The organism is Streptosporangium sp. NPDC005286 (assembly GCF_040607515.1).
Taxonomy (GTDB): Bacteria; Actinomycetota; Actinomycetes; order Streptosporangiales; family Streptosporangiaceae; genus Streptosporangium.
In genome coordinates, this window is record NZ_JBEXGU010000025.1 from 42,974 (window position 1) to 65,190 (window position 22,217).

At 70.4% G+C, this 22,217-nt stretch carries 20 protein-coding genes; 8 read left to right on the top strand and 12 right to left on the bottom strand.

Translation table 11 applies throughout. The annotated features are described in order from the left end of the window. Positions 1-16 precede the first annotated feature (16 nt). From ABZU75_RS12480 to ABZU75_RS12495, 4 genes are all read left to right on the top strand, one after another. Positions 17-889 carry a polyphosphate polymerase domain-containing protein gene (locus tag ABZU75_RS12480; RefSeq protein WP_355552754.1) on the top strand — a complete coding sequence of 291 codons (873 nt, stop codon included), beginning with the start codon at positions 17-19 and terminating at the stop codon, positions 887-889. A gap of 16 nt (positions 890-905) precedes the next feature. After that, the gene (locus tag ABZU75_RS12485) at positions 906-1,583 is read left to right on the top strand and encodes a DUF4956 domain-containing protein (RefSeq protein WP_355552757.1); all 678 of its coding nucleotides are present in this window, start codon (positions 906-908) and stop codon (positions 1,581-1,583) included. 6 nt (positions 1,584-1,589) lie between these two features. Then, a complete protein-coding gene (locus ABZU75_RS12490) occupies positions 1,590-3,275 on the top strand; it encodes a CotH kinase family protein (protein WP_355552760.1) in 1,686 nt (561 codons plus the stop codon). A 243-nt stretch (positions 3,276-3,518) separates the two neighbouring features. Then, positions 3,519-4,388: a sugar isomerase gene (locus tag ABZU75_RS12495; protein ID WP_355552763.1), complete on the top strand. Its 870-nt coding sequence runs from the start codon at positions 3,519-3,521 to the stop codon at positions 4,386-4,388. A 92-nt stretch (positions 4,389-4,480) separates the two neighbouring features. Here ABZU75_RS12495 and ABZU75_RS12500 read toward each other — a convergent pair whose 3' ends face one another. From ABZU75_RS12500 to ABZU75_RS12510, 3 genes are all read right to left on the bottom strand, one after another. Next, positions 4,481-5,674: a geranylgeranyl reductase family protein gene (locus ABZU75_RS12500; RefSeq protein ID WP_355552766.1), complete on the bottom strand. Its 1,194-nt coding sequence runs from the start codon at positions 5,672-5,674 to the stop codon at positions 4,481-4,483. Positions 5,675-5,818: 144 nt separating this feature from the next. Next, on the bottom strand, positions 5,819-6,784 hold the full coding sequence (locus ABZU75_RS12505) for an LLM class F420-dependent oxidoreductase (protein ID WP_355552769.1): 966 nt from the start codon (positions 6,782-6,784) through the stop codon (positions 5,819-5,821). A gap of 77 nt (positions 6,785-6,861) precedes the next feature. After that, the gene (locus ABZU75_RS12510) at positions 6,862-8,199 is read right to left on the bottom strand and encodes an NAD(P)/FAD-dependent oxidoreductase (protein WP_355552772.1); all 1,338 of its coding nucleotides are present in this window, start codon (positions 8,197-8,199) and stop codon (positions 6,862-6,864) included. A gap of 312 nt (positions 8,200-8,511) precedes the next feature. On the opposite strand from ABZU75_RS12510, the gene ctaD reads away from it, so the two are divergent. After that, complete coding sequence (gene ctaD / locus ABZU75_RS12515) at positions 8,512-10,176, top strand: cytochrome c oxidase subunit I (protein WP_355552827.1); 1,665 nt, start codon at positions 8,512-8,514, stop codon at positions 10,174-10,176. Positions 10,177-10,183: 7 nt separating this feature from the next. On the opposite strand, the gene ABZU75_RS12520 is transcribed toward ctaD, so the two are convergent. Both ABZU75_RS12520 and ABZU75_RS12525 read right to left on the bottom strand, forming a co-directional pair. Continuing rightward, complete coding sequence (locus ABZU75_RS12520; RefSeq protein WP_355552775.1) at positions 10,184-11,011, bottom strand: MBL fold metallo-hydrolase; 828 nt, start codon at positions 11,009-11,011, stop codon at positions 10,184-10,186. Positions 11,012-11,058: 47 nt separating this feature from the next. Then, positions 11,059-12,396 (bottom strand): carotenoid oxygenase family protein, encoded by a 1,338-nt coding sequence (locus ABZU75_RS12525; protein WP_355552778.1) that lies wholly within the window; start codon positions 12,394-12,396, stop codon positions 11,059-11,061. Between the two features lie 86 nt (positions 12,397-12,482). Here ABZU75_RS12525 and ABZU75_RS12530 point away from each other — a divergent pair, with 86 nt between their 5' ends. Then, positions 12,483-13,058 (top strand): PadR family transcriptional regulator, encoded by a 576-nt coding sequence (locus ABZU75_RS12530; protein ID WP_355552781.1) that lies wholly within the window; start codon positions 12,483-12,485, stop codon positions 13,056-13,058. Between the two features lie 7 nt (positions 13,059-13,065). On the opposite strand, the gene ABZU75_RS12535 is transcribed toward ABZU75_RS12530, so the two are convergent. Further along, positions 13,066-13,959, bottom strand: coding sequence for a serine/threonine-protein kinase (locus tag ABZU75_RS12535; RefSeq protein ID WP_350928038.1), 894 nt, complete (start codon positions 13,957-13,959; stop codon positions 13,066-13,068). Between the two features lie 25 nt (positions 13,960-13,984). Beyond that, on the bottom strand, positions 13,985-15,928 hold the full coding sequence (locus tag ABZU75_RS12540) for an N-6 DNA methylase (RefSeq protein ID WP_355552786.1): 1,944 nt from the start codon (positions 15,926-15,928) through the stop codon (positions 13,985-13,987). Positions 15,929-16,012: 84 nt separating this feature from the next. Between ABZU75_RS12540 and ABZU75_RS12545 the strand changes: the two genes are divergently transcribed. After that, positions 16,013-16,816 carry a protein phosphatase 2C domain-containing protein gene (locus tag ABZU75_RS12545; RefSeq protein ID WP_350928034.1) on the top strand — a complete coding sequence of 268 codons (804 nt, stop codon included), beginning with the start codon at positions 16,013-16,015 and terminating at the stop codon, positions 16,814-16,816. A gap of 96 nt (positions 16,817-16,912) precedes the next feature. On the opposite strand, the gene ABZU75_RS12550 is transcribed toward ABZU75_RS12545, so the two are convergent. The 4 genes from ABZU75_RS12550 to ABZU75_RS12565 all read right to left on the bottom strand — a co-directional run bounded on the left by ABZU75_RS12550 (position 16,913) and on the right by ABZU75_RS12565 (position 21,107). Further along, positions 16,913-17,743: a phosphoribosylaminoimidazolesuccinocarboxamide synthase gene (locus tag ABZU75_RS12550; protein WP_355552790.1), complete on the bottom strand. Its 831-nt coding sequence runs from the start codon at positions 17,741-17,743 to the stop codon at positions 16,913-16,915. Positions 17,744-18,047: 304 nt separating this feature from the next. Beyond that, complete coding sequence (locus ABZU75_RS12555; RefSeq protein ID WP_355552793.1) at positions 18,048-18,836, bottom strand: M23 family metallopeptidase; 789 nt, start codon at positions 18,834-18,836, stop codon at positions 18,048-18,050. Positions 18,837-18,879: 43 nt separating this feature from the next. Then, positions 18,880-19,386, bottom strand: a complete 507-nt coding sequence (locus tag ABZU75_RS12560) for a winged helix-turn-helix domain-containing protein (RefSeq protein ID WP_355552796.1) — start codon at positions 19,384-19,386, stop codon at positions 18,880-18,882. Between the two features lie 65 nt (positions 19,387-19,451). Continuing rightward, positions 19,452-21,107, bottom strand: a complete 1,656-nt coding sequence (locus ABZU75_RS12565) for an FAD-dependent oxidoreductase (protein ID WP_355552799.1) — start codon at positions 21,105-21,107, stop codon at positions 19,452-19,454. A 123-nt stretch (positions 21,108-21,230) separates the two neighbouring features. Here ABZU75_RS12565 and ABZU75_RS12570 point away from each other — a divergent pair, with 123 nt between their 5' ends. After that, positions 21,231-21,836: an XRE family transcriptional regulator gene (locus ABZU75_RS12570; RefSeq protein ID WP_355552802.1), complete on the top strand. Its 606-nt coding sequence runs from the start codon at positions 21,231-21,233 to the stop codon at positions 21,834-21,836. 18 nt (positions 21,837-21,854) lie between these two features. Here the strand turns inward: ABZU75_RS12570 and ABZU75_RS12575 are convergent, their stop codons facing one another. Next, the gene (locus ABZU75_RS12575; RefSeq protein ID WP_350961485.1) at positions 21,855-22,217 is read right to left on the bottom strand and encodes a DUF488 family protein; all 363 of its coding nucleotides are present in this window, start codon (positions 22,215-22,217) and stop codon (positions 21,855-21,857) included.

Consider the following 22,217-nt stretch of genomic DNA (forward strand, 5'->3'; position numbering starts at 1 on the left):
TCTCGAATGGAGCAACATGCTGCGCAGACTCCGCAGGTCGTCCGCGATCGCAGACAGCCCCGCAGACCCCGGGGACGGTGGCGGGGAGGGGCGGGTGTCCGATGCCGGGCGCGCGCTGCGTGCGCCGAGCAGGCTGCACGCGTTCAACCGGTACGAGATCAAGTATCTGGTCGACACCGCTCTGGTGGACGAGCTCCGGGGCGAGATGGAGCGGCGACTCGACCGGGACGCTCACAGCGGGGACGAGGGGTACGGCATCTGGAGTGTCTACTACGACACCCGCGGGCTCCGCTTCTACTGGGAGAAGATCGAGGGCCTGAAGTTCCGGCGCAAGTTGCGGATCAGGCACTACGGCGACCGTTTCAAGGTCGCCGCGGACACCCCGGTGTTCGTCGAGATCAAGCAGCGGGTCAACCGCGTCACCCAGAAGCGCCGGGTCTGCCTGCCGTACGCCGACGCGCTGCGGTTGTGCGACGGGCGTGAGCCGGTCGAGCACACCGAGGCGGAGCGGCCCTTCGTCGAGGAGGTTCTGGACCTGGTCTGCCGGCTCGATCTGCGGGCCACCGCGATGACCGGCTACCAGCGGCACGCCTATGTGGGCCGGGACGCCGATGTCGGCCTCCGGGTCACCTTCGACCAGCGCGTACGGGGCCGTGACCGGGATTTCCACATCGGTGCCGACGCCCAGAACCGGTTCATCGTCCCGCCCACCAAATCGATCATCGAGGTCAAGGCGAACGAGCGGGTTCCCTACTGGCTCACCGATCTGACCGCCAAACGGAACCTGCAGGTGGTGCGGGTCTCCAAGTACTGCCAGAGCGTGGAGGCCTTCGGCCGGACCCCTCGGTCGATCTTCCATGTCCCTGACCATGACCCCCACTCCGCCTGATGGAGGCGTAACCCCCATGAACTTTGATTTTCAGGACCTGTCCGGCACCTTCAGCGTGATGGACATCGCCATCGCGATGTCGCTGTCGTTCGTGCTCAGCGTGATGATCGGCTGGGTGTACCGGGCGACGCACCGCAACGTCTCCTACAGTCAGTCCTACGTCCAGACGCTGGTCATCCTCGGCATGATCATCTCGCTGATCATGCTGGTCGTCGGTTCCAACATCGCGCGCGCGTTCGCACTGGTCGGCGCGCTCTCCGTGGTCCGGTTCCGCAACGCGATCAAGGAGACCCGGGATGTCGGCTTCATCTTCCTGGTGATGGCCGTCGGCATGGCCGTGGGCACCCGCTTCTACGTTCTGGCCGCCGTCGCCGCCGTGGCGATCTCGCTGGTCATCATGATCATGAGTCGTTTCAACTGGTTCCACCTGAACGTCCAGCGCCAGGTGGTCAAGGTCCAGGTGCCCTCGGACGAGGATTACACCCACACGATCCAGGACGTGCTGATCCGGCACACCGACGAGTTCGAACTGGTGAGCATGGAGTCGATCCGCGGTGGCGCGCTGACCGAGCTGATGTACACGGTCAAGATCAAGAAGGGCGGCGAGCCCGCGAACCTGATCTTGGCCCTGCGGGAGCGCAACAGCGGCCAGCCGGTCACGGTTCTGACCGGGTACGACCAGACCGACCTGTAGGCCGCCGTGACCATTCCCAAGAACCGGCCGCGGCTGCGGCACCGGATTCCGGTCAGGCTCCGGCACCACTGGAGGGTGGTCGCCCTCTTCGCCGTGTTCCTGCTGGTGGTGGGTGCGGGCTTCGGCACCGGGACGATCCGGCCCTACGTGACCACCGGGCAGGTCAGCGCGGCGCGGACGGTCACCCAGGACATCGCGGGCACCCAGGACGTCTTCGACACCGCGATCTCGCACAGCGTCCAGATCACGTTCAAGGACGGGGCCTATCGGGACATGCTGGAGGAGTATTTCAAGGAGGGGGAGAAGAAGTACGTAGAGGCCGACCTGGTCATCGACGGGACCACCCTGCCGAGCGTGGGCATCCGGCTGAAGGGCAACTCCACGCTGATGGGGCTCACCTGGAACGGCAAGTCCCGCACCGGGGGGCGGGGCGGCGCCCCCGGCGGCGGGCGCCCGGGGAACTTCCAGCCGCCGGAGGGCTTCCAGCCTCCCGAGGGTTTCCAGCCGCCGGAGGGATTTCAGCCGCCGGACGGCGGTGCGGGTGGTGGCGGGGCAGGACCCGGGCGGGGTCCGGGTGGTCCGATGACCGCGCTCAAGGCGGAGGAACCCGAGAACCTGCCCTGGCTGATCAGCTTTGACGAGTTCGTGGAGGGGCGCCGCTACCAGGGGCACTCGCAGCTGGCCGTGCGTCCCGCGACCGGGCAGTCCTCGACCCTGCTGAACGAGGCACTGGCGATCTCGCTGGTCGGCGCGGCCGGCGAGCCGACCCAGCGGTACGCCTACAGCTCGTTCACGGTCAACGGCCGTTCCTCGTCTCCGCGTCTGCTGGTGGAGTATCTCGACGAGGGATACGCGGAGAGGCTCGGCGACGGCGTGCTGTACAAGTCGCTCGCCTCAAGTGGCTTCAGCTACAAGGGGGAGGACCAGACCGCCTACGGCACCGACTTCAAACAGGTCAACAAGGTGGGAGGTAAGGACCTGCAACCGGTCATCGACCTGGTCAAGTGGGTGGAGCAAGCCTCCGACGAGGAGTTCGCCGCCGGGCTGGCCGACCGGGTGGACGTGGAGTCCTTCGCCCGCTATCTCGTCCTGCAGAACCTGATGGTCAACTTCGATGACATGAGCGGTCCCGGGCGTAACTACTACCTGTGGTACGACCTGGACGGCAAGAAGTTCACCGTCATCACCTGGGACCTCAACTTCGCCTTCAACGGCAACGCCACGGCGGGGCCGAACGACGCGATCGGCATGGGGTTCGGCGGGGGCGGCCCGACGCGGGGGGCGGGTTCCCAGGCTCAGCCGGCACAGGGCTCGCGGTCCCAGCCGGCCGGGAACGGGCAGCCACAGGTTCAGCCGACGCGGAGCGGGCGGCCGCAGGACGGTGCCGGTCAGGAGGGCGGCGCCCGTCAGAACAACCCGATGGGCGGGCCGCGGATGGGCCACGCGCTGAAGGACAGGTTCCTGAAGACGCCCGCCTTCAAGAAGGTCTACGAGGAGCAGTACCGGAACCTGTACCAGAAGCTCCTGGGAGGCGGGGCCGCAGCCACGCTGCTCGACGACATCGTGAAGTCCTACCGGCTGAACGAGGGCGCCGACACCGCCAAGGTCGAGGCCGACGCCACGTCGCTCCGTACGACCCTCAAGACCCGCGCCGAGGCGCTGGGCTCGGACAAGGTGATCGCCGGCGGATGATCCTGCGAGGAACGGCGGGATCCCGCGTCCCGGTCTCCCGCCGTTCCTCCGCGCACTCCCTTTCCCCGGGGCCTCACCGGCATGCGATGATCCACAGTGGTCGGCGAAGGTGCTCCGGTTGGCCGGTGCGACACGGGCACGGCGACGCCTCCGACGGTCACCGGCGTGACGTGCCCGCGTACGCCGGGCCCGCTCGTGTACGGCATGTCGCGAAGATGAACAAGCATCGATGGGGAGGCGCGCATGGAGCACGTCCTGCGGGAGATCGCCAGCCAGCCCGAGTGCTGGCGGCGGGCGCTGGAGCTCGGCGCGGCGGGCCCGGCGGGCCTGCCGGAGGCGGGCGAGCGGGTCGCCGTGATCGGCTGCGGCACCTCGCTCTACATGGCACAGGCCTACGCGGTCCTGCGCGAGCGGTCGGGGCGGGGGGAGACCGACGCGTTCGCCGCCTCCGAGCTGCCCGCGCGCCGCTACGACCGGCTGGTGGCGATCACCAGGTCCGGGACCACCACGGAGGTGCTGCACGCCCTCGGCGCGGCCGGGGACATCCCGACGGTCGCCGTCACCGCCGACCCCGCGACCCCGGTGTCCGGCCTGGCGGAGACGGTGATCGCGCTGGAGTTCGCCGACGAGCGCTCCGTGGTGCAGACCAGGTTCGCCACCAGCGGGCTCGCCCTGCTCCGCGCGCACCTCGGGGAGGCTCCCGCCGACCTGGCCGCGCAGGCCGAGGCCGCGCTCGCCGCGCCGCTCCCCGAGGGGGCGCTCTCGCGGCGGCAGTTCACCTTCCTCGGCAGCGGGTGGACCAACGGCCTGGCCCAGGAGGCGGCACTGAAGCTGAGGGAGTCGGCCCTGGCCTGGTCGGAGGCGTACCCCGCGATGGAGTACCGGCACGGGCCGATCAGCATCGCCGACGAGAACAGCCTGGTGTGGTTCTTCGGCGGTCCGAAGGAACTGCGTGAGGAGTTGACCCGCACCGGGGCCCTGACCACGGCCGCGGAACTCGACCCGCTGGCCGACCTCGTCCGGGCCCAGCGCCTGGCGGTCGAGTTGTCCCGATCGCGCGGTCTCGACCCGGACAGTCCACGCAACCTGAGCCGTTCGGTGATTCTCACGTAACCGATGAGGACCACGACGCGCGGATCGGCGTCGTTGGTTCTCACGTGGTCTGGGGAAGCGGCCGCCACCTGGGGAGCGTGCGCGTGCGGTGTTCAGCGCCGTCGGACGCCGCTCGCGATCCAGCGGCGGACCACGGCCAGCGCCAGCGGGAGCGGTACGGTGCCCGCGCCGAGACCCACGTCGACCAGCAGGTCGAACACCTCCTTGCGGCGGGCGGCCGTGTCGATCGCCGCGTCGATGAAGCCGGGCGACTGGGCGGCGAGGGCGAGCACGTCCGTGGTGCGCAGGTGCCGCCCGAGTGCCTTCCTCAGCTCGCGCCGGTAGGCGGGCAGCGGGTCGGCGGCGGCCCGCACGGCCGCCTCGCCGGCGAGGCGGCCGGAGACCAGGGCGTAGTAGATGCCCTCGCCGGTGAGCGGGTTGATGAGACCGGCGGCGTCACCGGCGAGCAACACCCGCCCCGAGCCCGGCCTCGGCCGCCCCGGGGACAGGGGCAGGTGGTGGGCGCGCAGGTCGTGGGCGCTCAGGTGGGGCAGCAGTTCGGCGAGCCGGCCGTGCAGCACCTCGCGGCCCGGCCGGCCGGTGGCGCGCAGCCTGGGCAGGAGCATCCCGAAGCCGACGTTGGCGGTGCCGTCGCCGATGGGGAACGACCACGCGTACGCGGGCCACCCGTCCTGCTGCATGAAGATGGACTGCACGTCGTCGTCGGCGGGCACGTCGGCGTAGCCGCGTACGGCGATCGCGGTGTGCCTGTCGGGAGCGGGGGAGACGCCGATGAGGCGCCGCATCGTCGAGTTGGCCCCGTCGGCGGCGACGGCGGCGCGGGCGGTGACGGTGCCGTCGAGGACGATGTGGCCGTCGAGGACGGCGAGCGAGCGGACGTGGTGGCGGCGGACCTCGACACCGCGGGCACGGGCGGCGTCGACGAGGCGGGCGTCGAAGACCCTGCGGGGAACGACGTGGTTGGGCCGGGCGGAGGTGGCCGAGACGCGCGCGCCGCCGGGGGAGACCACCGCCAGGCGCTGCGTCGGCCGGTAGTCGGCGATGAGGTCGGGGATGCCCAGCAGGGCGAGCTCGTCACGGCAGTGGGCGGCGATGCCGTCACCACAGGCCTTGTCGCGGGGGAAGTCGGCCCGATCGAGCAGGAGCACCCGCGCGTCAGGCCGGAGCTGCCTCGCGCGCAGCGCGGCCGCCGCCCCCGCAGGCCCACCGCCGACGACCGCCAGATCCCACACGTCGTTCATCTGGGTGAACCTTCCCTGTACGCCCCTGCGGAACCGCCTGGCCATCACTCCCTCTGAGCAGAGGGCTCGCAGACTCGGATCGGGTTCGCATGGACACCGTCGTCGGTCTCGTCGTCGGTCTCGCCGCCGGGCGTGCCGGAGATCCGGCGCCCCGCACGCTCCTGCCGGGAATCATCCGGCCAGGAGCCGCTAGAGGCGGTTCAGGGCGGGAAGCAGTTCCTTCTCGGACCAGTCGAAGAACATGCCCTGCTGCTCGTGGCCGATCTGGACCAGGGCGACGTGCGTGAAACCGGCGTCGGTGTAGGCGCGCACCGCCTCCACCACGGCGTCCACGTCGGGACCGCACGGCACCCTCGCCGCGATGTCCTCCGGCCGCACGGTCTGGGCGCCGGCGGCGAAGTTGACGGGCCCGGGGAGCTCGGCCATGACCTTCCAGCCGGCCACGGACCAGCGCCACAGCCGGTGCGCCCGCTCCATGGCGGTCGCCACGTCGGGGTCGTAGCAGATCGCAAGCTGGCCGTAGACGGGCTTGCCCGCGCCGCCTGCGTCGGCGAACCCGCGCACCAGGTCCGCGTCGGGGTCGATCGCGACCAGCGCGTCCCCGTGCTCGGCGGCGATGTTCCCCGAACGGCCGCCGGAGGCGGCGATCGCCAGCGGGACGGGCTGCTCGGGCAGGTCGAACAGCTTGGCCGAGTCGACGTCGAAGAACTCGCCACGGTAGTTGACGTACTCGCCCTCGAACAGCTCCCTGATGATCTGTATGGCCTCCCTGAACATCAGGTGCCGGGTGTCGGCCGACGGCCAGCCCTCCCCGATGACGTGCTCGTTGAGGTTCTCCCCCGCGCCCAGCCCCAGCGTGAAGCGGCCCTCGCTCAGCACCCCCATGGTCGCCGCCTTCTGCGCCACCACCGCCGGGTGGTAGCGCATGATCGGGCAGGTCACGTACGTCATCAGGGGCAGCCGCGCGGTGGCCTGCGCGGCCGCGCCGAGCACCGACCAGGCGTACGGGGAGTGCCCCATCTCCTCCAGCCACGGGAAGTAGTGGTCGGAGATGACCGCGTAGTCGAAGCCGACCCGCTCGGCCGTGACGACGTCCTCGACCAGCTGCCTGGCGGGCGTCTGCTCGCACATCATCGTGTAACCGATTTCTGCCATACCCGGCCCCTTACCCCGCTCCGGTGAGGCGTCGCCGGCAGGGTCGAAGATCTCGCCGTCCTTTACGCTTCCCCCGCTCAGGCCTGCTTCACCGGCTCGGGCTCCGGGGCGCTCACGCCGGGTGGGTGCTCGGGGACGGTGGAGGCGAGCGGGACCTCCGCGCCGCTGACCATGCCCAGCTGGACGGTCTGGCGAGGCAGCACGAGGTCCAGCAGCCAGCTCCCGGCGATGCGCGCCCGGCCGTGCGGGACGGCCAGCAGGTGGTAACCCCGGGTTACCGCCTTGGCGACCATGCCCGACAGCGGCACGCCCAGCGGGTTCGCGGCGGCGGCGGCCCCGCCCAGGTCGACGACGAACCCCAGGTCGTTGTGCCGGTACGGCCGGAGCCGTCCGCGACCGTACGAGGCGGCGATGTTGTGGGCGGCACGTCTGCCCTGGCGGCCGGCGTGCTGGGCGGTCATCGCGGTGTACTCGCCGGGGCGGGTGAGGTCCGGCACCGCGGCCGCGTCGCCGCAGGCGTAGATCTCCGGGTGTCCCGGCACCCGCAGGTATTCGTCGACGAGCAGCCGCCCCTTCTCGGTCGGCAGCCCCAGCGACTCCACCATCGGGTCGGGGCGTACGCCGACGCACCAGATCAGTGACCGGGTCGCCACGAACTCCCCGTCGGAGAGTTCGACGCCGTCCGCCGTCGCCTCGGCCACACTCGTACCGGTGCGGATCTCCATGCCCCGCTCCGACAGCGTCCGGTGCGCGGTCCGCGACAGGCGCTCGTCGAGTTCGGGGAGGATGCGCGGGGCGATGTCGGCGAGGATCCAGCGCACCGGCTGGTCACGCAGCTCCGGCAGCCTCCTGCGGGTGTCGAGGGTGAGCAGCTGGCCCTGAGCCGCCACCTCGGTACCGGTGTACCCGGCGCCCACGACCACGAAGGTGCACCGGGCCCTGCGCTCCTCGGGGTCGTCGGAGATGGCGGCGAGCTCGATCTGGCGGATCAGGTGGTCGCGCAGGTAGAGGGCCTCGGCGATGCTGCGGAAACCGTGGGCGTGCTCGGCGACGCCGGGTATGGGAAGCAGTTTGTTGACGCTGCCGACCGCGATCACCAGGCGGTCGTAGCTCAGCTCGCGGGGGGTGCCCTCGGCGTCCGTGCACCTCAGGCGGCGCGCCTCGATGTCGACGGTGCCCGCGGTGGCGAGCAGATGCCGCACGCCGGGGTGGTTTCCCGCCAACGGGATCGCCACCTTGCGCGGGTCGAGGATCCCCGCCGCGACCTCGGGCAGCAGCGGCAGGTAGAGGAAGTAGTCGGTCGGGTTGATCAGGACGATCTCGATCGCGCCCTTCGCGATCCTGGAAAGGGTGCGAGCCGCTGTGAAGCCCGCGAACCCTCCTCCGATCACGACGACTCGCTGTCGCTGGGTCATGAGGTGGTTCCTTTCGACGCTCCGTATTCCAGCGGAGTGCCCTCTCTGCTCCCGGGTCAAGCACGGTGGGTCGTCCGGTGTTGCCCACTCGGACCGGTTAGGTCCGGATGAGGGCGATTAATCGCCAGGTCAGCGCGCGGGCAAGATGGCGGAAGGGGGCGAGTGGGAGCGGCCTTTCCTGGGGATGGCGGGATGGAAGGCGGCGGGGATCGGATGCCGCGCCGGTTCGAGGACGGGCCGGTTTGTGGACGAGCCGGTTCCCGAGGGGGGTGGGCTGTGACGACCTCCGAGCAGTCACGTGAGGAGCCGCCGATCTCACCGCCGGCGCCGCCCAACCGAGTGCCGGGCTCACTGGTCGTGAACTGGCTGACCAGCACCGACCACAAGGTGATCGGTTACCTGTACATGATCACCTCATTCGTCTTCTTCATGGTCGCCGGGCTCATGGCCATGATCATCCGGGCGGAGCTCATGCAGCCGGGCATGCAGGTGGTGAGCCTGGAGCGCTACAACCAGATGTTCACCATGCACGGCGGGGCCATGCTGCTGCTGTTCGCGACCCCGCTGTTCGCCGGGTTCGCCAACGTGATCATGCCGCTGCAGATCGGGTCGCCCGACGTGGCGTTCCCCCGGCTCAACATGGTGAGCTACTGGCTCTTCCTCTTCGGCGGCATCATCGTCCTGTTCGGTTTCATCACCAGCGGCGGTGCCGCCGACTTCGGCTGGACGTCGTACACGCCGCTCTCCACGGCGCCGTACTCCCCGCAGGTCGGCGGTGATCTGTGGATCGTCGGCCTGGTGATGGCGGGTCTCGGCACGATCCTCGGCTCGGTCAACTTCATCACCACGATCATCTGCATGCGGGCCCCCGGGATGACGATGTTCCGCATGCCGATCTTCACCTGGAACGTGCTGCTGACCGGTCTGATGGTGTTGATCGCCTTCCCGATACTGTCCGCCGCGCTGCTCGCCCTGGAGGCCGGCCGCAGGCACGGCGCCCGCATCTATGACCCGCAGACCGGGGGAGCGATGCTCTGGCAGCACCTGTTCTGGTTCTTCGGCCATCCGGAGGTCTACATCATCGCGCTGCCGTTCTTCGGCATCATCAGCGAGGTGATCCCGGTCTTCAGCCGCAAGCCGATCTTCGGCTACATCGGTCTGGTCGGTGCGACCATCGCGATCGCGGGCCTGTCGATGACGGTCTGGGCGCACCACATGTTCGCCACCGGCCATGTGTTACTGCCGTTCTTCTCCTTCATGTCGTTCCTGATCGCCGTCCCGACGGGGGTGAAGTTCTTCAACTGGGTCGGCACCATGTGGCGCGGGCACATATCCATGGAATCACCGATGATGTTCGCGGTCGGCTTCCTGGTCACCTTCCTGCTCGGCGGGCTGACCGGGGTCATCCTGGCCTCCCCGCCGCTCGACTTCCAGGTGCACGACTCGTACTTCGTGGTCGCGCACTTCCACTACGTGGTCTTCGGCACCGTGGTGTTCGCGATGTTCGCGGGCTTCTACTTCTGGTGGCCGAAGATGACCGGCAAGATGCTGAACGAGAAGCTGGGCAAGCTGCACTTCTGGCTGCTGTTCATCGGTTTCCAGGCGACCTTCCTGGTCCAGCACTGGCTGGGCGCGCAGGGCATGCCGCGCCGCTACGGCGACTACAGCCCGATCGACGGGTTCACCACGCTCAACCTGGTCTCCTCGATCGGCGCGTTCGTGCTCGGCGCCTCCACGCTGCCGTTCCTCTACAACATCTGGCACACCGCGCGCCGCGCCCCGCGGGTGACCGTGGACGATCCGTGGGGTTTCGGCAACTCGCTGGAGTGGGCCACCTCCTGCCCGCCGCCCCGGCACAACTTCACCTCGATCCCGGCCATCCGCTCGGAGCGGCCGGCCTTCGACCTGCATCACCCGAGGATCGGGGACCGGCCGCGCCGGCTCGACCCGACAGCCGGGCTCCAGAAGGAGATCTGAGCCGCGCTCAACAGGGGCGGCCAAGGGCGGTCCTGGTGGTCTCCTCCGGGTACGGCGACAGGCGTACGGCGTCGGCGGGGGAGAGCAGGCCCGCCGCCACCCGCTCGCACAGGCGGCCGAGGGCGGTGATCTCCGCGTGCTGGGCCGCGGCGAACGCGCGGTCGACCGGGTCGCCGTGGCCGGGAACGACGACGCCACCGCCGCCACTGCCGTCGCTGTCGCCGTCGCCGAGGAGGTCGAGCAGCCCGGCGAGGGTGGCCGGCCATTCGAGGGGATAGGCGTCCTCGTAGGCAGGTGGGGCACCGTTCTCCACCAGGTCCCCGGCGAAGACCACGCCGGCGTCCGGCACGTGGACGACCAGGTCGTTGCCGGAGTGGCCGCGGCCGAGGTGGGCCAGGACGACCGGGCGACCACCGACGGCCAGCTCCGCCCGGCCGGTCACCAGGTGGTCCGGCAGCGCGATCCCGGTCTTCGCGATGTCACCGGCGATGTCCGCGCGTCCCCGATCCCGGTAGTGGCGGGCCCACTCGTCCCTGGCCCGGCCGCCGTTCTCGGCCAGGTCGGTCCGGCAGCCCTCGTGCGCCCAGACGGGGCAGTCGAGGAACGGCCGGGTACCGAAGCTGTGGTCGAAGTGCGAGTGGGTGATCGCCACCGCCCACGGGGCGGATGTCACCCGCCTGACCTCCGAGACCAGCTCGGCCCCCTGCCGCTCGTCTCCCCGCGTGTCGACCACCAGGCAACCGCCGTCGCCCACGACCAGCCCCACCGACAGGTCCAGCTCGGCGTACCGCCGCACCAGCACCCGGTCCGCCACCTCGACCCATCGCCCTTCCACGGGGCGTATTCTCCCCGATCGCCGGCCACGGGGCACCGTGGAGGCGGTCAGGCGTCGGCGAACCAAGAGCCGTGGAAGCCGGTGGGCACCCGGCGTGGCAGCCGCACCGTCGCCACGGACTCCAGCGTGCCGGCGTCCAGCACCCACAGCGCCGAGTCGTCGCCCGAGGTGACGATCGACATCAGCCAGCCGTTGTCCTCGGCCCGCCCGTTCTCCGCCGGTACGAACACGGCCTCGCCCGCCTCGCCGCCGGTATCCCGTAGAAGGCTCGCGCCGGTGCCCGTGTTGTACTTGACGATCCCGTTGCCGGTGACGGTGTACAGGTAGCGGCTGGGAAGACCGATGCGCGCCTCATTGACCGAGGGGAACTCGATCGGGCGGTCGTCGAGCGGCTCCTCCTTCGCGACGCCACCGGCCGGATCGAGCGTCCAGCGGTACAGGCTCGCCCCACGCTCGACGGCTCCCTCGGCGCCGGGGCCGGGAACGTCGATGGGTCCCGCGGCCCCGGTGTCGTCGCTGACGCCCGCCCACGCGTTCTGGAAGTTCCGCGGGATGTAGCGGGCCGCCTCCAGGACCACCCGGCCCGCCGCGTCCTCGTAGGCGTTGCCCACGTGGAAGACGTAGCACGGGTCCACGTCGAACCAGCGCACCCGGCCGTCGGCCCGGCCCATGACGCCGAGGCGGGCACGGTGGGCGTCGTCCCACCGGTAGGGCACGCTCCCGCCCGCCATCGCCACCTCCATGTCGAAGACCACCGGCAGGTCCAGCCAGACCACGTGGTTCTCGGTGATCGCGAAGTCGTGCATCATCACCGCCCCGGGAATCTCGATCTCCCGGCTCTCGACCAGTTCGCCCTCGGCCGACAGCCGGTGGTAGGTGAGGTACGGGGGGACGACCCCGTGGCCGAAGAACAGCAGTTCCCCGGTGCGCGGGTCCTTCTTGGGGTGGGCGGTCATGGCGGTGGCCAGCCTGCCGCCGAAGTCACAGGCGCCGACCGTCTCCAGCTCGGGGGTGATCTCGTACGGCAGGCCGCTCTCGACCAGCGCGAAGATCCGCTCGGAGTGCCGGATCACGCTGGTGTTGGCGATGACGGCGGCCAGGTCGGGACCTTCCGGAGTCATGAAGGGGGCGTTGTCGGTGAAGCTGGTGGTCCGCACCCACCGGTTGCGGTACCACTCGGCGCGGCCGTCGCGCAGCCGGACGCCGTGCAGCATGCCGTGCCCGGTGAACCAGTGGCCGGGGTCCTGGCCCGGCAGCGGGTTGGGGCCGTTGCGGAGGTAGCGCCCGCTCAGCTCGGCGGGGAGGGCTCCCTCGACCTGGAGGTCATGGGCGTCGATCTCATCGGGAACCGGCGCGAGGTTTCCCTGTAGGTAGGACGGGGTCATAATCCTTCTTCGATATTCCATCTATGACATGTCAAAACTAGAAGTTCCGTTAATGACATGTCAACGTAGGAACTTAGAATGCCGTCATGAGCCTCCGACACGCGCTGCTTGGCCTGCTCTCCGAAGGTCCGGCGAGCGGATACGACCTGATGAAGGTCTTCGACGCCTCCCTCGCCAACGTCTGGCCCGCGACCCAGAGCCAGCTCTACGGCGAGCTGGGCCGCCTGGTCGAGGCCGGGCTGATCGAGGCCGTCGCCGAGGGGCCGAGGGGCCGCAGGGAGTACGAGCTGACCGAGCCGGGCATGGCCGAGCTGCGCCGTTGGATGCTCGAGGTCGAGCCCAAGCCGCTCCGCCGCAGTGACATGATGCTCCGGGTCTTCTTCCTCGGCGTGGTCGACCCCGCCGAGGCGGGCGCGTATCTGCGGCGGCAGGGCGCGGCGGCCGCCGAGAATCACGAGCGGCTCAGCCGGGTGCCCCCGTACCTCGGTTCCCCCCACCTGCTCTCCGCCCACGGGCGGCTCGCCCTGGAGTGGGGTCTGCGCTTCTCCGCCCTGCAGCACGAGTGGGCGGAGTGGGCCGCCCGCGAGATCGAGGCCACCGTGTCGGGCGACCGGGCCCCGGACGCCGAGCCGGACGCGAAGGACCCCTCCCAGGCCCGGTGAGGGCGGGTCAGGCCAGGACCCGGCCGACCATCCGTGCGTACATCCGGCCCGGGCTCGGCACCGACGACGGGTGCAGGAAGCCAGGGAGCATCGGCAGGTCCACCGCGAAGGGCTGCAGTCGCTCGTAGAGGACGTCGGCGCCCGCGGGACGGTTGTCGGGGTCCTTCTCCAGCAGGTCGGCGACGAGGCGGTTCAGCTCGGCGGGAACCCCCGGGACCTCGGGCGGGCGCTCCTTCACCTGGCGCTCGAACACGGCGTACTCGGTGGGACCGGTGAACAGCTGGCGGCCCGTCAGCATCTCGTGGAGCACGCATCCGAGGGCGTAGAGGTCGCTGCGGGGACCGGACAGGCCGCGCTGGATCTGCTCGGGTGCCATGTACGACGGGGTGCCGAGAATCTGGCCGACCCGGGTGAACTGCGTCGAGTCGGCCTCGCGGAGCACCGCCAGGCCGAAGTCGAGGACCTTGACGCTCCCGTCGGGGCAGAGCATCAGGTTGGTCGGCTTCAGGTCGCGATGGCAGACGGACAACGCGTGGGCCGCGGTCAGCACCGCGCAGGCCTGGGCGGCGATCGCCGCGGCCCAGGGCACGGGGAGCGGGCCGTGCTCGCTGACCACGTCGGCCACGGTGACGCCCTCGATGAACTGCATCACCTGGAACAGTCGCTGGTCGAAGGTGCCGAAGTCGTACAGGACCGGTGCGCCGGGGTGCTCCAGCCTGGCCAGGATGCGGGCCTCGCGCAGGAAACGCCGCTTCAGCTCCTCGTCGGGGCCGGTGAGGAACCTCAGGAACTTGACGGCCACCCTGCGGTCGAGATGCCTGTCATGGCCGCCGTAGACGGCCCCCATGCCCCCCTGGCCGAGAGGGAGGTCGTCGAGCACGTATCGGTCGCCGATGACCATCGACCCTCCCCTGGACGTGCGGGCATCACGCCCCTTGGTCGCACGGCCGGAGATGGCCGTCGACCAGTCCGTCAAAGCCTAGCCGGATCAGCGTTTCCCCCAGCGCCCTCGTCGCGCGCAGTCTGTCCTCCAGTTCGAACAGCTCGCGGAAGGCCGTGCCGTACATCCGCTGGTCGGACAGGGGCAGCATGGGCACCCTCGCCCGCCGCACGTCGAGGCGGCTGGAACTGGGATGGACCCTGGCCGCGTCGGCCGAGCGCAGGAAACCGGCCAGGAACCCGGAGTCGAGCCGCTGCGGGTCGACCCGGTACAGCGTGAGCTGCGGGCCGAGCGCCGCTCCGCTCTGGGTGATCACCCTGACCGCGCCGAGCACCGTGGTCACCACGTCGCCGGGCCTGATCATGATCAGTGCCGGGTCGAGGGTGGTACGGCCGGAGGGTGAGGCGCCCGCCGCGGTGTCGTCGGCGGTCAGCACGGGGAGAGGGCCCTCGTCCGCCGACATCCTCGGCGGCGCCTGCAGGATCGTGATCAGCCCCGCCTTGGCCAGCTCGCCGACCGTGGTGGTCGGCAGGTCCTGCCGCTCGGCGAGCAGCTCCAGGGCGGGAGTGGCCTCCGACAGCGTGGCCGAGGTCTCCATGAACCTGGCCAGGGCCTCGGTGAAGTCGCGCGGGAAGTCGAGGCCGCTGTGCTGCGGGCGGTGCCTGGCCGGGGCTAGGTCGACCTCGTCGTCGAGCAGGTCGATGATGCGCACCGTGCGGCTCTCGCCGGACAGCTCGGCCTCGGGGTTCTCCAGGTACGCGCGCCAGGCGGGCTCCACGACCGACAGGTCCTCGCCGGCGTCCACCACCAGCAGCTGGGACGGCGGGCGCCCGCCGTCGGGCCTGCGGAGTATCCACAGGTCGGGGCCGCCGGGCGCCAGCGTCACCACGGCCCGCAGCGCTCCCGCCCGGAGCAGGTTGCCGCGGATCCGCTTGCCCGGACGCCGGCTGGCGGCGGCGGTGGGCATCAGGATCGCCACCAGGCCGCCCGGCCGCACGCGGGCGAGGCAGTGCTGTACCCAGGCGAGCTCGGACTCACCGCGCGGCGGCAGGCCGTACTCCCAGCGCGGGTCGCCGGCGAGCTCCTCGTGACCCCAGACCCGCTCGTTGAACGGCGGGTCGCAGACCACGGCGTCGGCCACGTCACCGGCCAGGCCGTCCTCGCGGAGCGAGTCACCGGCGACGATCCGCGCCTCGGTCCCGCGCAGCAGCACCCGAACCGCGCTGAGCAGCGCGTTCGTCTCGTTGACCTCCTGCCCCATCAGGACGGTCTTCCCGCCGGTCGAAGCGCTTCCCCGCCGGGCCGTCAAGGTGTCCGCGCCCAGCAGCAGCGTTCCGACACCGCATGCCGGGTCCAGGACGACGTCCCCCTCCCGCACCACCAGCCGGACCATGAGCTCGGCCACATCGTCCCTGGTGACCGAGAGCTGGCGGGAGTGCGCCTCGACGTAGCGCTCGCACAGGAACTCGAAGACCTCCAGCGGGTCGCGTTCGGTGGCCAGCTCGGCGACCAGCCGGACGAGGGCCAGATCGTCCAGGCGAAGATCGGCGGAGCCGGGGAGATCGGTCGTCACCTCGGCCATGCGGGTGAGAGACTTCGTTCCATGATCACGCCAGGCGGTGGGCTCACGGCGCAGGAACAGCAGGAACGCGCCGACCTTGGCCACCAGTTCGCCCAGCCTGAGGTCGTCGACCGAGGTGCGCATCCGCTGCCAGACCAGGTCGCCGAGCGAGACCTCGAAGGATTTGCCGTTCGCGCGCAGCCACACGGCGATCTCCGGCAGCGAGAACAGCGGGCTGGAGGTGGTGCCGCCCACCGGCTGGGGAAAGTCCTCGTGGCGGCGGCGCCAGTTGCTCACCGCTGCCCTGCCGACCCCGGCAAGCCGGGCGATGTCGCCCGCGTTCACGGTGATCTCCTGGCGCTCCTCCATGTTGGGCCACAGTAGTTGACTGTGCCGCAACGGTCTACAACGTCTTTGCTTGTGAAGTGCTTCAACCAATGATTTACTGCCTTCATGGCACTGAACCAACCACTGGCACTGCGCTACGCGGCCCGCTCCGACGTGGGGGTCCGCCGTGAGGCGAACGAGGATTCGGGCTACGCGAGCGCGCGCCTGCTCGCCATAGCGGACGGCATGGGTGGTCATGCGGGTGGAGAGGTCGCCAGCTCACTTGCCGTCACCGCCATGGCGGCGCTGGACGACACCCTTCCCACCGGCGGTGTCGACCTGCTCGCCGCGCTCAAGGGCGCCGCCAGGGACGTCAACCACACACTGCGCGACATGAGCGAGCAGGATCCCACGCTCCGCGGCATGGGCACCACCCTGACCGCGATGCTCTGGGACGGCGCCACCTTCGCCCTGGCCCATGTCGGAGACTCCCGGGCCTACATGTTGCGCGACGGCGCCCTCTACCAGATCACCCATGACCACACCCTGGTCCAGTCGCTGGTGGACGAGGGGCGGATCACCCCTGAGCAGGCCGCCGAGCACCCGCGCCGGTCAATGGTGCTGCGGGTCCTTGAGGGCACCGGCGACGGTGAGCTGGACCTGTCACTGCGCGAGGCCTACCCGGAGGACCGCTACCTGCTCTGCTCCGACGGCCTGACCGCCGTGGTCGGTCCCGAGACCCTGTTCAACACGCTGACCGAGATCTCCGACCCCGATGAGGCGGCCCGCTGGCTCATCGACCTCGCCAACCGGGGTGGCGGCCCCGACAACATCACCTGCATCGTGGCCGACTTCGGGGCGCCCACCGGCTCCGCCCCGGTGGAACCGACCATCGTGGGCGCCGCGGTCGAGAGGAAACTCTCCCTGTAGGGACCCCGCTGCCTCCCCGAACGTCGGGGAAGCGCCGGCGTGCTCGGGTGGCCGCCACGGCCTTGGCGGGGATCTCCAGGTCAGGGCGTCGGGTTCTTACCAGGTCCTGCCGGTGATGCGTTCGTACGCCTCGATGTAGCGCGCCCGGGTGACCTCCACGACCTCGGCGGGGACCTCCGGAGCGGGTTCCTTCTTGTCCCAGCCCGTGCTGGTCGCCCAGTCACGCACGTACTGCTTGTCGAAGGAGAACTGCGCGTGGCCGGGCTCCCACCGGTCGGCGGGCCAGAAGCGGGAGGAGTCTGAGGTCAGCACCTCGTCGCCGAGCACGAGCGTGCCCTCGGAGTCCCAGCCCAGCTCGATCTTGGTGTCGGCGATGATGACGCCCCGCTCCGCGGCGAGTTCGGAGCCTCGCAGGTAGATCTCCAGCGTGATCCGCCGGAACTCCTCGGCGACCTCGGTCCCCTCCAGGGCGACCACCTCGTCGAAGGAGATGGGCTCGTCGTGCTGCCCGAGCGGTGCCTTGGTGGACGGGGTGAAGATCGGCTCGGGGAGCTTGGAGCCGTCCAGCAGGCCGGGCGGCAGCGGCACGCCCGAGACCGACCCGTGCGCCCGGTACTCCTTCAGCCCGCCGCCGGTCAGGTAGCCGCGCGCGACGCACTCGACCTTCGCCATCTCCAGCTTCCTGCACCGCACCGCACGGCCCGCGAACTCGGCGGGTACGTCGGTCGCCGAGATCACGTGGTTGGGCACGATGTCGGCGAGTTGCTCGAACCACCAGAGCGAGAGCTGCGTGAGGATCCTCCCCTTGTCGGGGATGGGCGTGGGCAGGATCACGTCGTACACCGACACCCGGTCGGACGCCACGAGGATGATGTCCCCGCGGTCCTCGTAGACGTCGCGGACCTTCCCTGAATGAAGAAGCTTCACAGCTTTCCTTGCTCTCGCTCGACCCGGTCGCTGACCGACACCTGCTCACCGTATTCGACGTTCGGCGACGACCCGGCAACCGGGCACCCCCTTCCGCGCCCTCCCGGGACGGCCTCGTGATCAGCCTTCCGAGCCGCCCCTTATCCGGTGGTCACGATGCACATCGACCTCATGGTCGGCGGTTCCGACGTCACAGGCACCGGCGTTCACCACAACGGCGGAACGGTCGAACCACTCCGCGGCGATGAGTGGCAGGTCTGAGCCACGTCTCGCGCGACGGCCTGGCCGGAGGTGAGAAGGTCCCCTACCGGAGGACGGAGAAGACCTCGCCGTTGCCGGGTACGCCGACTCCGCGCCAGGAGAAGGGGACTCCGTGGGCCACCTCCAGGTCCGGGCCGTCCATCAGCTGGAAGTGCACGTGCGGTTCGGTGGAGTTGCCGGAGTTTCCGCAGTGGCCCAGCAACTGGCCCGTATGGACCCGGTCACCCTCGCGGACGGCCAGCGAGCCGCGCCGGAGGTGGGCGTACATGGCGTACGTGCCACCGCCGAGGTCGAGGACGACGTGGTTGCCGACGACCTGGCTCGGGCCGCCCATCGAGCGGAACATCGCCTCGAAGGCGAGGAAGAGCAGGGCGGGAAACGAGTTGCGGCTGAGGTGGTCACGGTTGTGGTCGACGGCGCGTACCACGGTGGCGTCGGCGACGGCCAGCAGCGGGGCGCCGAAGGCGGGGAAGTCGCGGTTGCGGCGGACGACGGGCCACCAGCCGAAGCGGGGCCTGGGCCGGTCCTCCGGCTCCGCCACGATGTCGACGGCGTACGCCTGGCCGTAGGCGTGGGTGCCGTGGCTGGGGACCTTGTCGGCCGGGCTGTTCAGGGCTGACCAGCGACCGGTGACCGGTGGGTCGACCTCGACGGCCGGTGGGGTGCCGGGTGAGCGGGGCTGCCGGGTCATCGCGAAGAACTGCAGGACGATCGCCAGACCCAGCGGGATCCAGCCCCACAGCCAGGAGAAGTCGAAGTAGAACCCCGCCACGAGTTGCGCGAAGAAGATCACCCAGCAGCAGCGGGAAAGAGTCATGGATGTTCTGCGCATGGAGATCCCTCCGGATCGCGTGTCGGGCCGGCTCAGGACAGGTTCAGGGCCGGGAGGCGGCCAGCACCACCAGCAGCGGGACGACCCGTCCCGGGGGGACCTCGTAGCCGCCCCGGCCGGTGCTGTGCAGCCAGCCTGCGGAGATCAGTTGGCGCAGGTGGTGGTAGACCTGTCCGGTGGTGCCGAGGCCGTCGAGCGCGGTCAGTTCGGCGACGGTGCGGCGACCACCGAGGATCTCGCGGAGCAGGCGCATCCGTACGGAATGCCCCAGTGCCGCGAAGGACTCCGCGGCGTCCGACCAGTTCTCGTCGAGGAGCGCGTCGGTGGGCAGGGCCTGCTGCCATTCGTACAGCTCGTTCGTCGGCAGCCGGACCATCCCGGTGAACAGCACGCCGCCATGGACGACCTCGTTCTCGGCGAGTTTCGCCTTCAACCCCTCCAGCGCCCAGAAGTCGGCGTCCTGGGGACGGACGTGGCCCCCGCCGGCGCCCGCCCCCTCAAGCACCGTGAGCCGGCGTTCCAGCGCTGCAACGCGCTCCTCGAGTTCCATTCTTTGATTTTACGTAATTACGTACAACTGTCAAAACTGGGAGGGATGTGGCCGGGGGCGGCAGGTCACGGGCGCCTGCGGGCTCGCAGGATGGCGTCGTGGATGATGACCTCGTTGCCTTCGGGGTCGGCTGCGGGGCGCGGTCTGGCGTCGGTGACGAGGATGTCCCACCGGTCGGGGTCAAGGGAGTGCGCGATCTCCTCGGCGGTGAAGAACATGTCGGGCACATTGAGCCGGGGCATCGTGGTCTCCAGGTCCGAGAAGTGGTGGCCGACGATGAGCAAAGTCCCGCCGGGGGCCACCGAGGCGGCCAGCCGGGCGAACAGCGCCTCACGCTGGACCCCCGGCAGGTGCATGAAATGGGCGGAGACCAGGTCGAAGTGCCCCGAGGTAGGTGTCCAGACGGTCAAGTCGGCGTGCACCCAGTCGATCCGCCCGGCCACCTCCGCGCCGAGGGCGCCGGCCTGTTCGGCGCCACGCCGCAGGGCGGTGGTGGCGAAGTCCACCGCCGTGACCCGCCAGCCGCGTTCGGCCAGCCAGAGGGCGTCGGCCCCCTCGCCGCAACCGACGTCGAGCGCCGTGCCGGAGGGCAGGTCGGTGGTCTCGGCCACGAGCTGGGGATTGGGGCGACCGCTCCAGACCGCGGCACGGGAAAGGTAGCGCTCCTCCCACGCCTGCTCGTCGAACATGCTCGCGGTGCTCTCGGCCGGGGTGTGGTGGTGGTCGCCGGGCGCCCGCTCGGCGTGGTCGGAGCGGGGTTCGGGCCCGCCGCGGTGAGCGGCGACGGCGTGGCGGGTGTCCTCGGCGATGAGGTCGGCGTTGATGGCCGCGGCGGTGTTCAGCGCCGAGGCGGCGGAGACGATCACCTGGGCGCGCAGGTCCGCGACGTTGCCGGCCACCCACACCCCGGGCACCGAGGTGGCCCCGGTGGGGTCGGCGGGCACGTAGCTGCCGATGACGTGGCCGCCGGCCAGTTGTTCGACCGGCTCCAGCCCGAGGGAGGCGAGCACGCCGGCTCGGGCGGTGAAGCGCGGCGCGACCACCACGGCCTGGCAGGGGACGAGCTCTCCCGAGCGCATCCGGACGCCACCGAGCCGGTCGCCGGTCGTCTCCAGGGCGGCGACCTCGCCCTCCACGAGCGTGACGCCCCGGGCGGCCAGCTGCTCGTACTCCTCATCGGTGGGTTTGGGGGCGGTGTGCAGGAACAGGGTCACCCGCGGGCTCCACTGCCGGAACAGCAGGGCCTGGTGCGCGGCCATCGGGCTGTCGGCCAGGACGCCGATCGCCTGGTCGCGGACCTCCCAGCCGTGACAGTACGGGCAGTGCAGGACGTCGCGCCCCCACCGCTCGGCCAGTCCTGGAACGTCGGGCAGTTCGTCCACCAGGCCGGTGGTCACCAGCAGCCGCCGGGCCCGAACCTCCCGGCCGTCGGCGAGCAGTACGCGAAAGCCCTCGCTGCCCTCCAGCCGATGGGCCGAGGTGGCGGTGCCGGTCACGATCTCACCGCCGTAACCGGTCACCTCGGCGCGGCCGACGGCCAGCAGCTCGCCGGGAGGTGTGCCCTCGCGGCCCAGGTAGTTGTGCACATGCCCGGCCGGGGTGTTGCGCGGGGCACCGGCGTCGACCACCAGCACCGAGCGGCGTGCCCGGCTCAGGGTCAGGGCCCCGCTGAGCCCGGCCGCGCCGCCACCGACGACCACCACGTCGTACTTCTCCTCCACCGCGTGCTCTCCTCTGCTCGTCGTACGGCCGGAGTGGGATCACGGCGGCCGTCTCGTCGCTGAACTATCCGCGCACGGCGGCAGATTTGACAAATGCCTTTGCCGGGATGGCAAATAGGTGGCATGAACGACGACGCTCTCACCCCAGACGAAGCCCTCGACAGGGTCATTGACGCGGTAGGCCCGCGCCTGCGGGCACTGCGCCAGCAGCGCGGCGCGACCCTGGCGCAGCTCTCCGAGGCCACCGGGATCTCGGTCAGCACCCTGTCCCGCCTGGAGTCCGGTCAGCGCCGTCCCACTCTGGAACTCATGCTCCTGCTGGCCCGAGCCCACCAGCTCCCCCTGGACGAGCTCGTCGGCGCGCCGGAGACCGGCGACCCACGCGTCCACCAGCGCCCGATCACCCACAACGGCATGACGTTCGTCCCGCTGACCCGCCGGCCCGGCGGGCTCCAGGCGTATAAAATGATCATTCCGGCGAGCCGGCCCGCCTGCGGGCCGGAACAGCGGGTCCACGAGGGCTACGAGTGGCTCTACGTGCTGTCCGGGCGGCTGCGCCTGTCGCTCGGCGAGAAGGAGATCGTCCTGATGCCCGGAGAGGTGGCGGAGTTCGACACCCACATCCCGCACGCCTTCAGCAATCCCGGCCCGGAACCCGCCGAGGCACTCAGCCTGTTCGGCCCCCAGGGCGAACGCCTGCACGTCCGCGCCCGTCCCTCCAGCAGATGATCACTTGGAGCGCCGCACTCAGCTCCGCAGCAGGTCGGCGAGGACCACGGCCTCGCTGATGTCGGCCTGCCTGGTCGCGGTCAGGAGCGTCAGCGTTCGCTGCTTCGCCAGCTCTCGCAGGTGCTCCAGCGCGGTGGCCCGCTCGGGGTCCTTCAGCTCGGCCCGGTAGCGGCGGCCGAACTCCTCGAACCGAGCCGGATCGTGGCCGTACCACTTGCGCAACTCGGTCGAGGGCGCCACCGCCTTGCACCACTCCTGCAGGTGCGCCTTTTCCTTGGACAGCCCACGCGGCCAGACCCGATCGACCAGCACCCGGGCACCGTCCTGCGCCTCCGGTTCCTCGTAGACCCGGCGCACCCGTACTTTTGGTTCGTTAGCCAT

Coding starts and splice junctions, on each gene's coding strand:
- ABZU75_RS12480 (WP_355552754.1), top strand. CDS start 17: ATGCTGCGCAGACTCCGCAGGTCGTCCGCGATCGCAGACAGCCCCGCA.
- ABZU75_RS12485 (WP_355552757.1), top strand. CDS start 906: ATGAACTTTGATTTTCAGGACCTGTCCGGCACCTTCAGCGTGATGGAC.
- ABZU75_RS12495 (WP_355552763.1), top strand. CDS start 3,519: ATGGAGCACGTCCTGCGGGAGATCGCCAGCCAGCCCGAGTGCTGGCGG.
- ABZU75_RS12500 (WP_355552766.1), bottom strand. CDS start 5,674: ATGGCCAGGCGGTTCCGCAGGGGCGTACAGGGAAGGTTCACCCAGATG.
- ABZU75_RS12505 (WP_355552769.1), bottom strand. CDS start 6,784: ATGGCAGAAATCGGTTACACGATGATGTGCGAGCAGACGCCCGCCAGG.
- ABZU75_RS12510 (WP_355552772.1), bottom strand. CDS start 8,199: ATGACCCAGCGACAGCGAGTCGTCGTGATCGGAGGAGGGTTCGCGGGC.
- ABZU75_RS12525 (WP_355552778.1), bottom strand. CDS start 12,396: ATGACCCCGTCCTACCTACAGGGAAACCTCGCGCCGGTTCCCGATGAG.
- ABZU75_RS12530 (WP_355552781.1), top strand. CDS start 12,483: ATGAGCCTCCGACACGCGCTGCTTGGCCTGCTCTCCGAAGGTCCGGCG.
- ABZU75_RS12535 (WP_350928038.1), bottom strand. CDS start 13,959: ATGGTCATCGGCGACCGATACGTGCTCGACGACCTCCCTCTCGGCCAG.
- ABZU75_RS12540 (WP_355552786.1), bottom strand. CDS start 15,928: ATGGAGGAGCGCCAGGAGATCACCGTGAACGCGGGCGACATCGCCCGG.
- ABZU75_RS12545 (WP_350928034.1), top strand. CDS start 16,013: ATGGCACTGAACCAACCACTGGCACTGCGCTACGCGGCCCGCTCCGAC.
- ABZU75_RS12555 (WP_355552793.1), bottom strand. CDS start 18,836: ATGCGCAGAACATCCATGACTCTTTCCCGCTGCTGCTGGGTGATCTTC.
- ABZU75_RS12560 (WP_355552796.1), bottom strand. CDS start 19,386: ATGGAACTCGAGGAGCGCGTTGCAGCGCTGGAACGCCGGCTCACGGTG.
- ABZU75_RS12570 (WP_355552802.1), top strand. CDS start 21,231: ATGAACGACGACGCTCTCACCCCAGACGAAGCCCTCGACAGGGTCATT.
- ABZU75_RS12575 (WP_350961485.1), bottom strand. CDS start 22,217: ATGGCTAACGAACCAAAAGTACGGGTGCGCCGGGTCTACGAGGAACCG.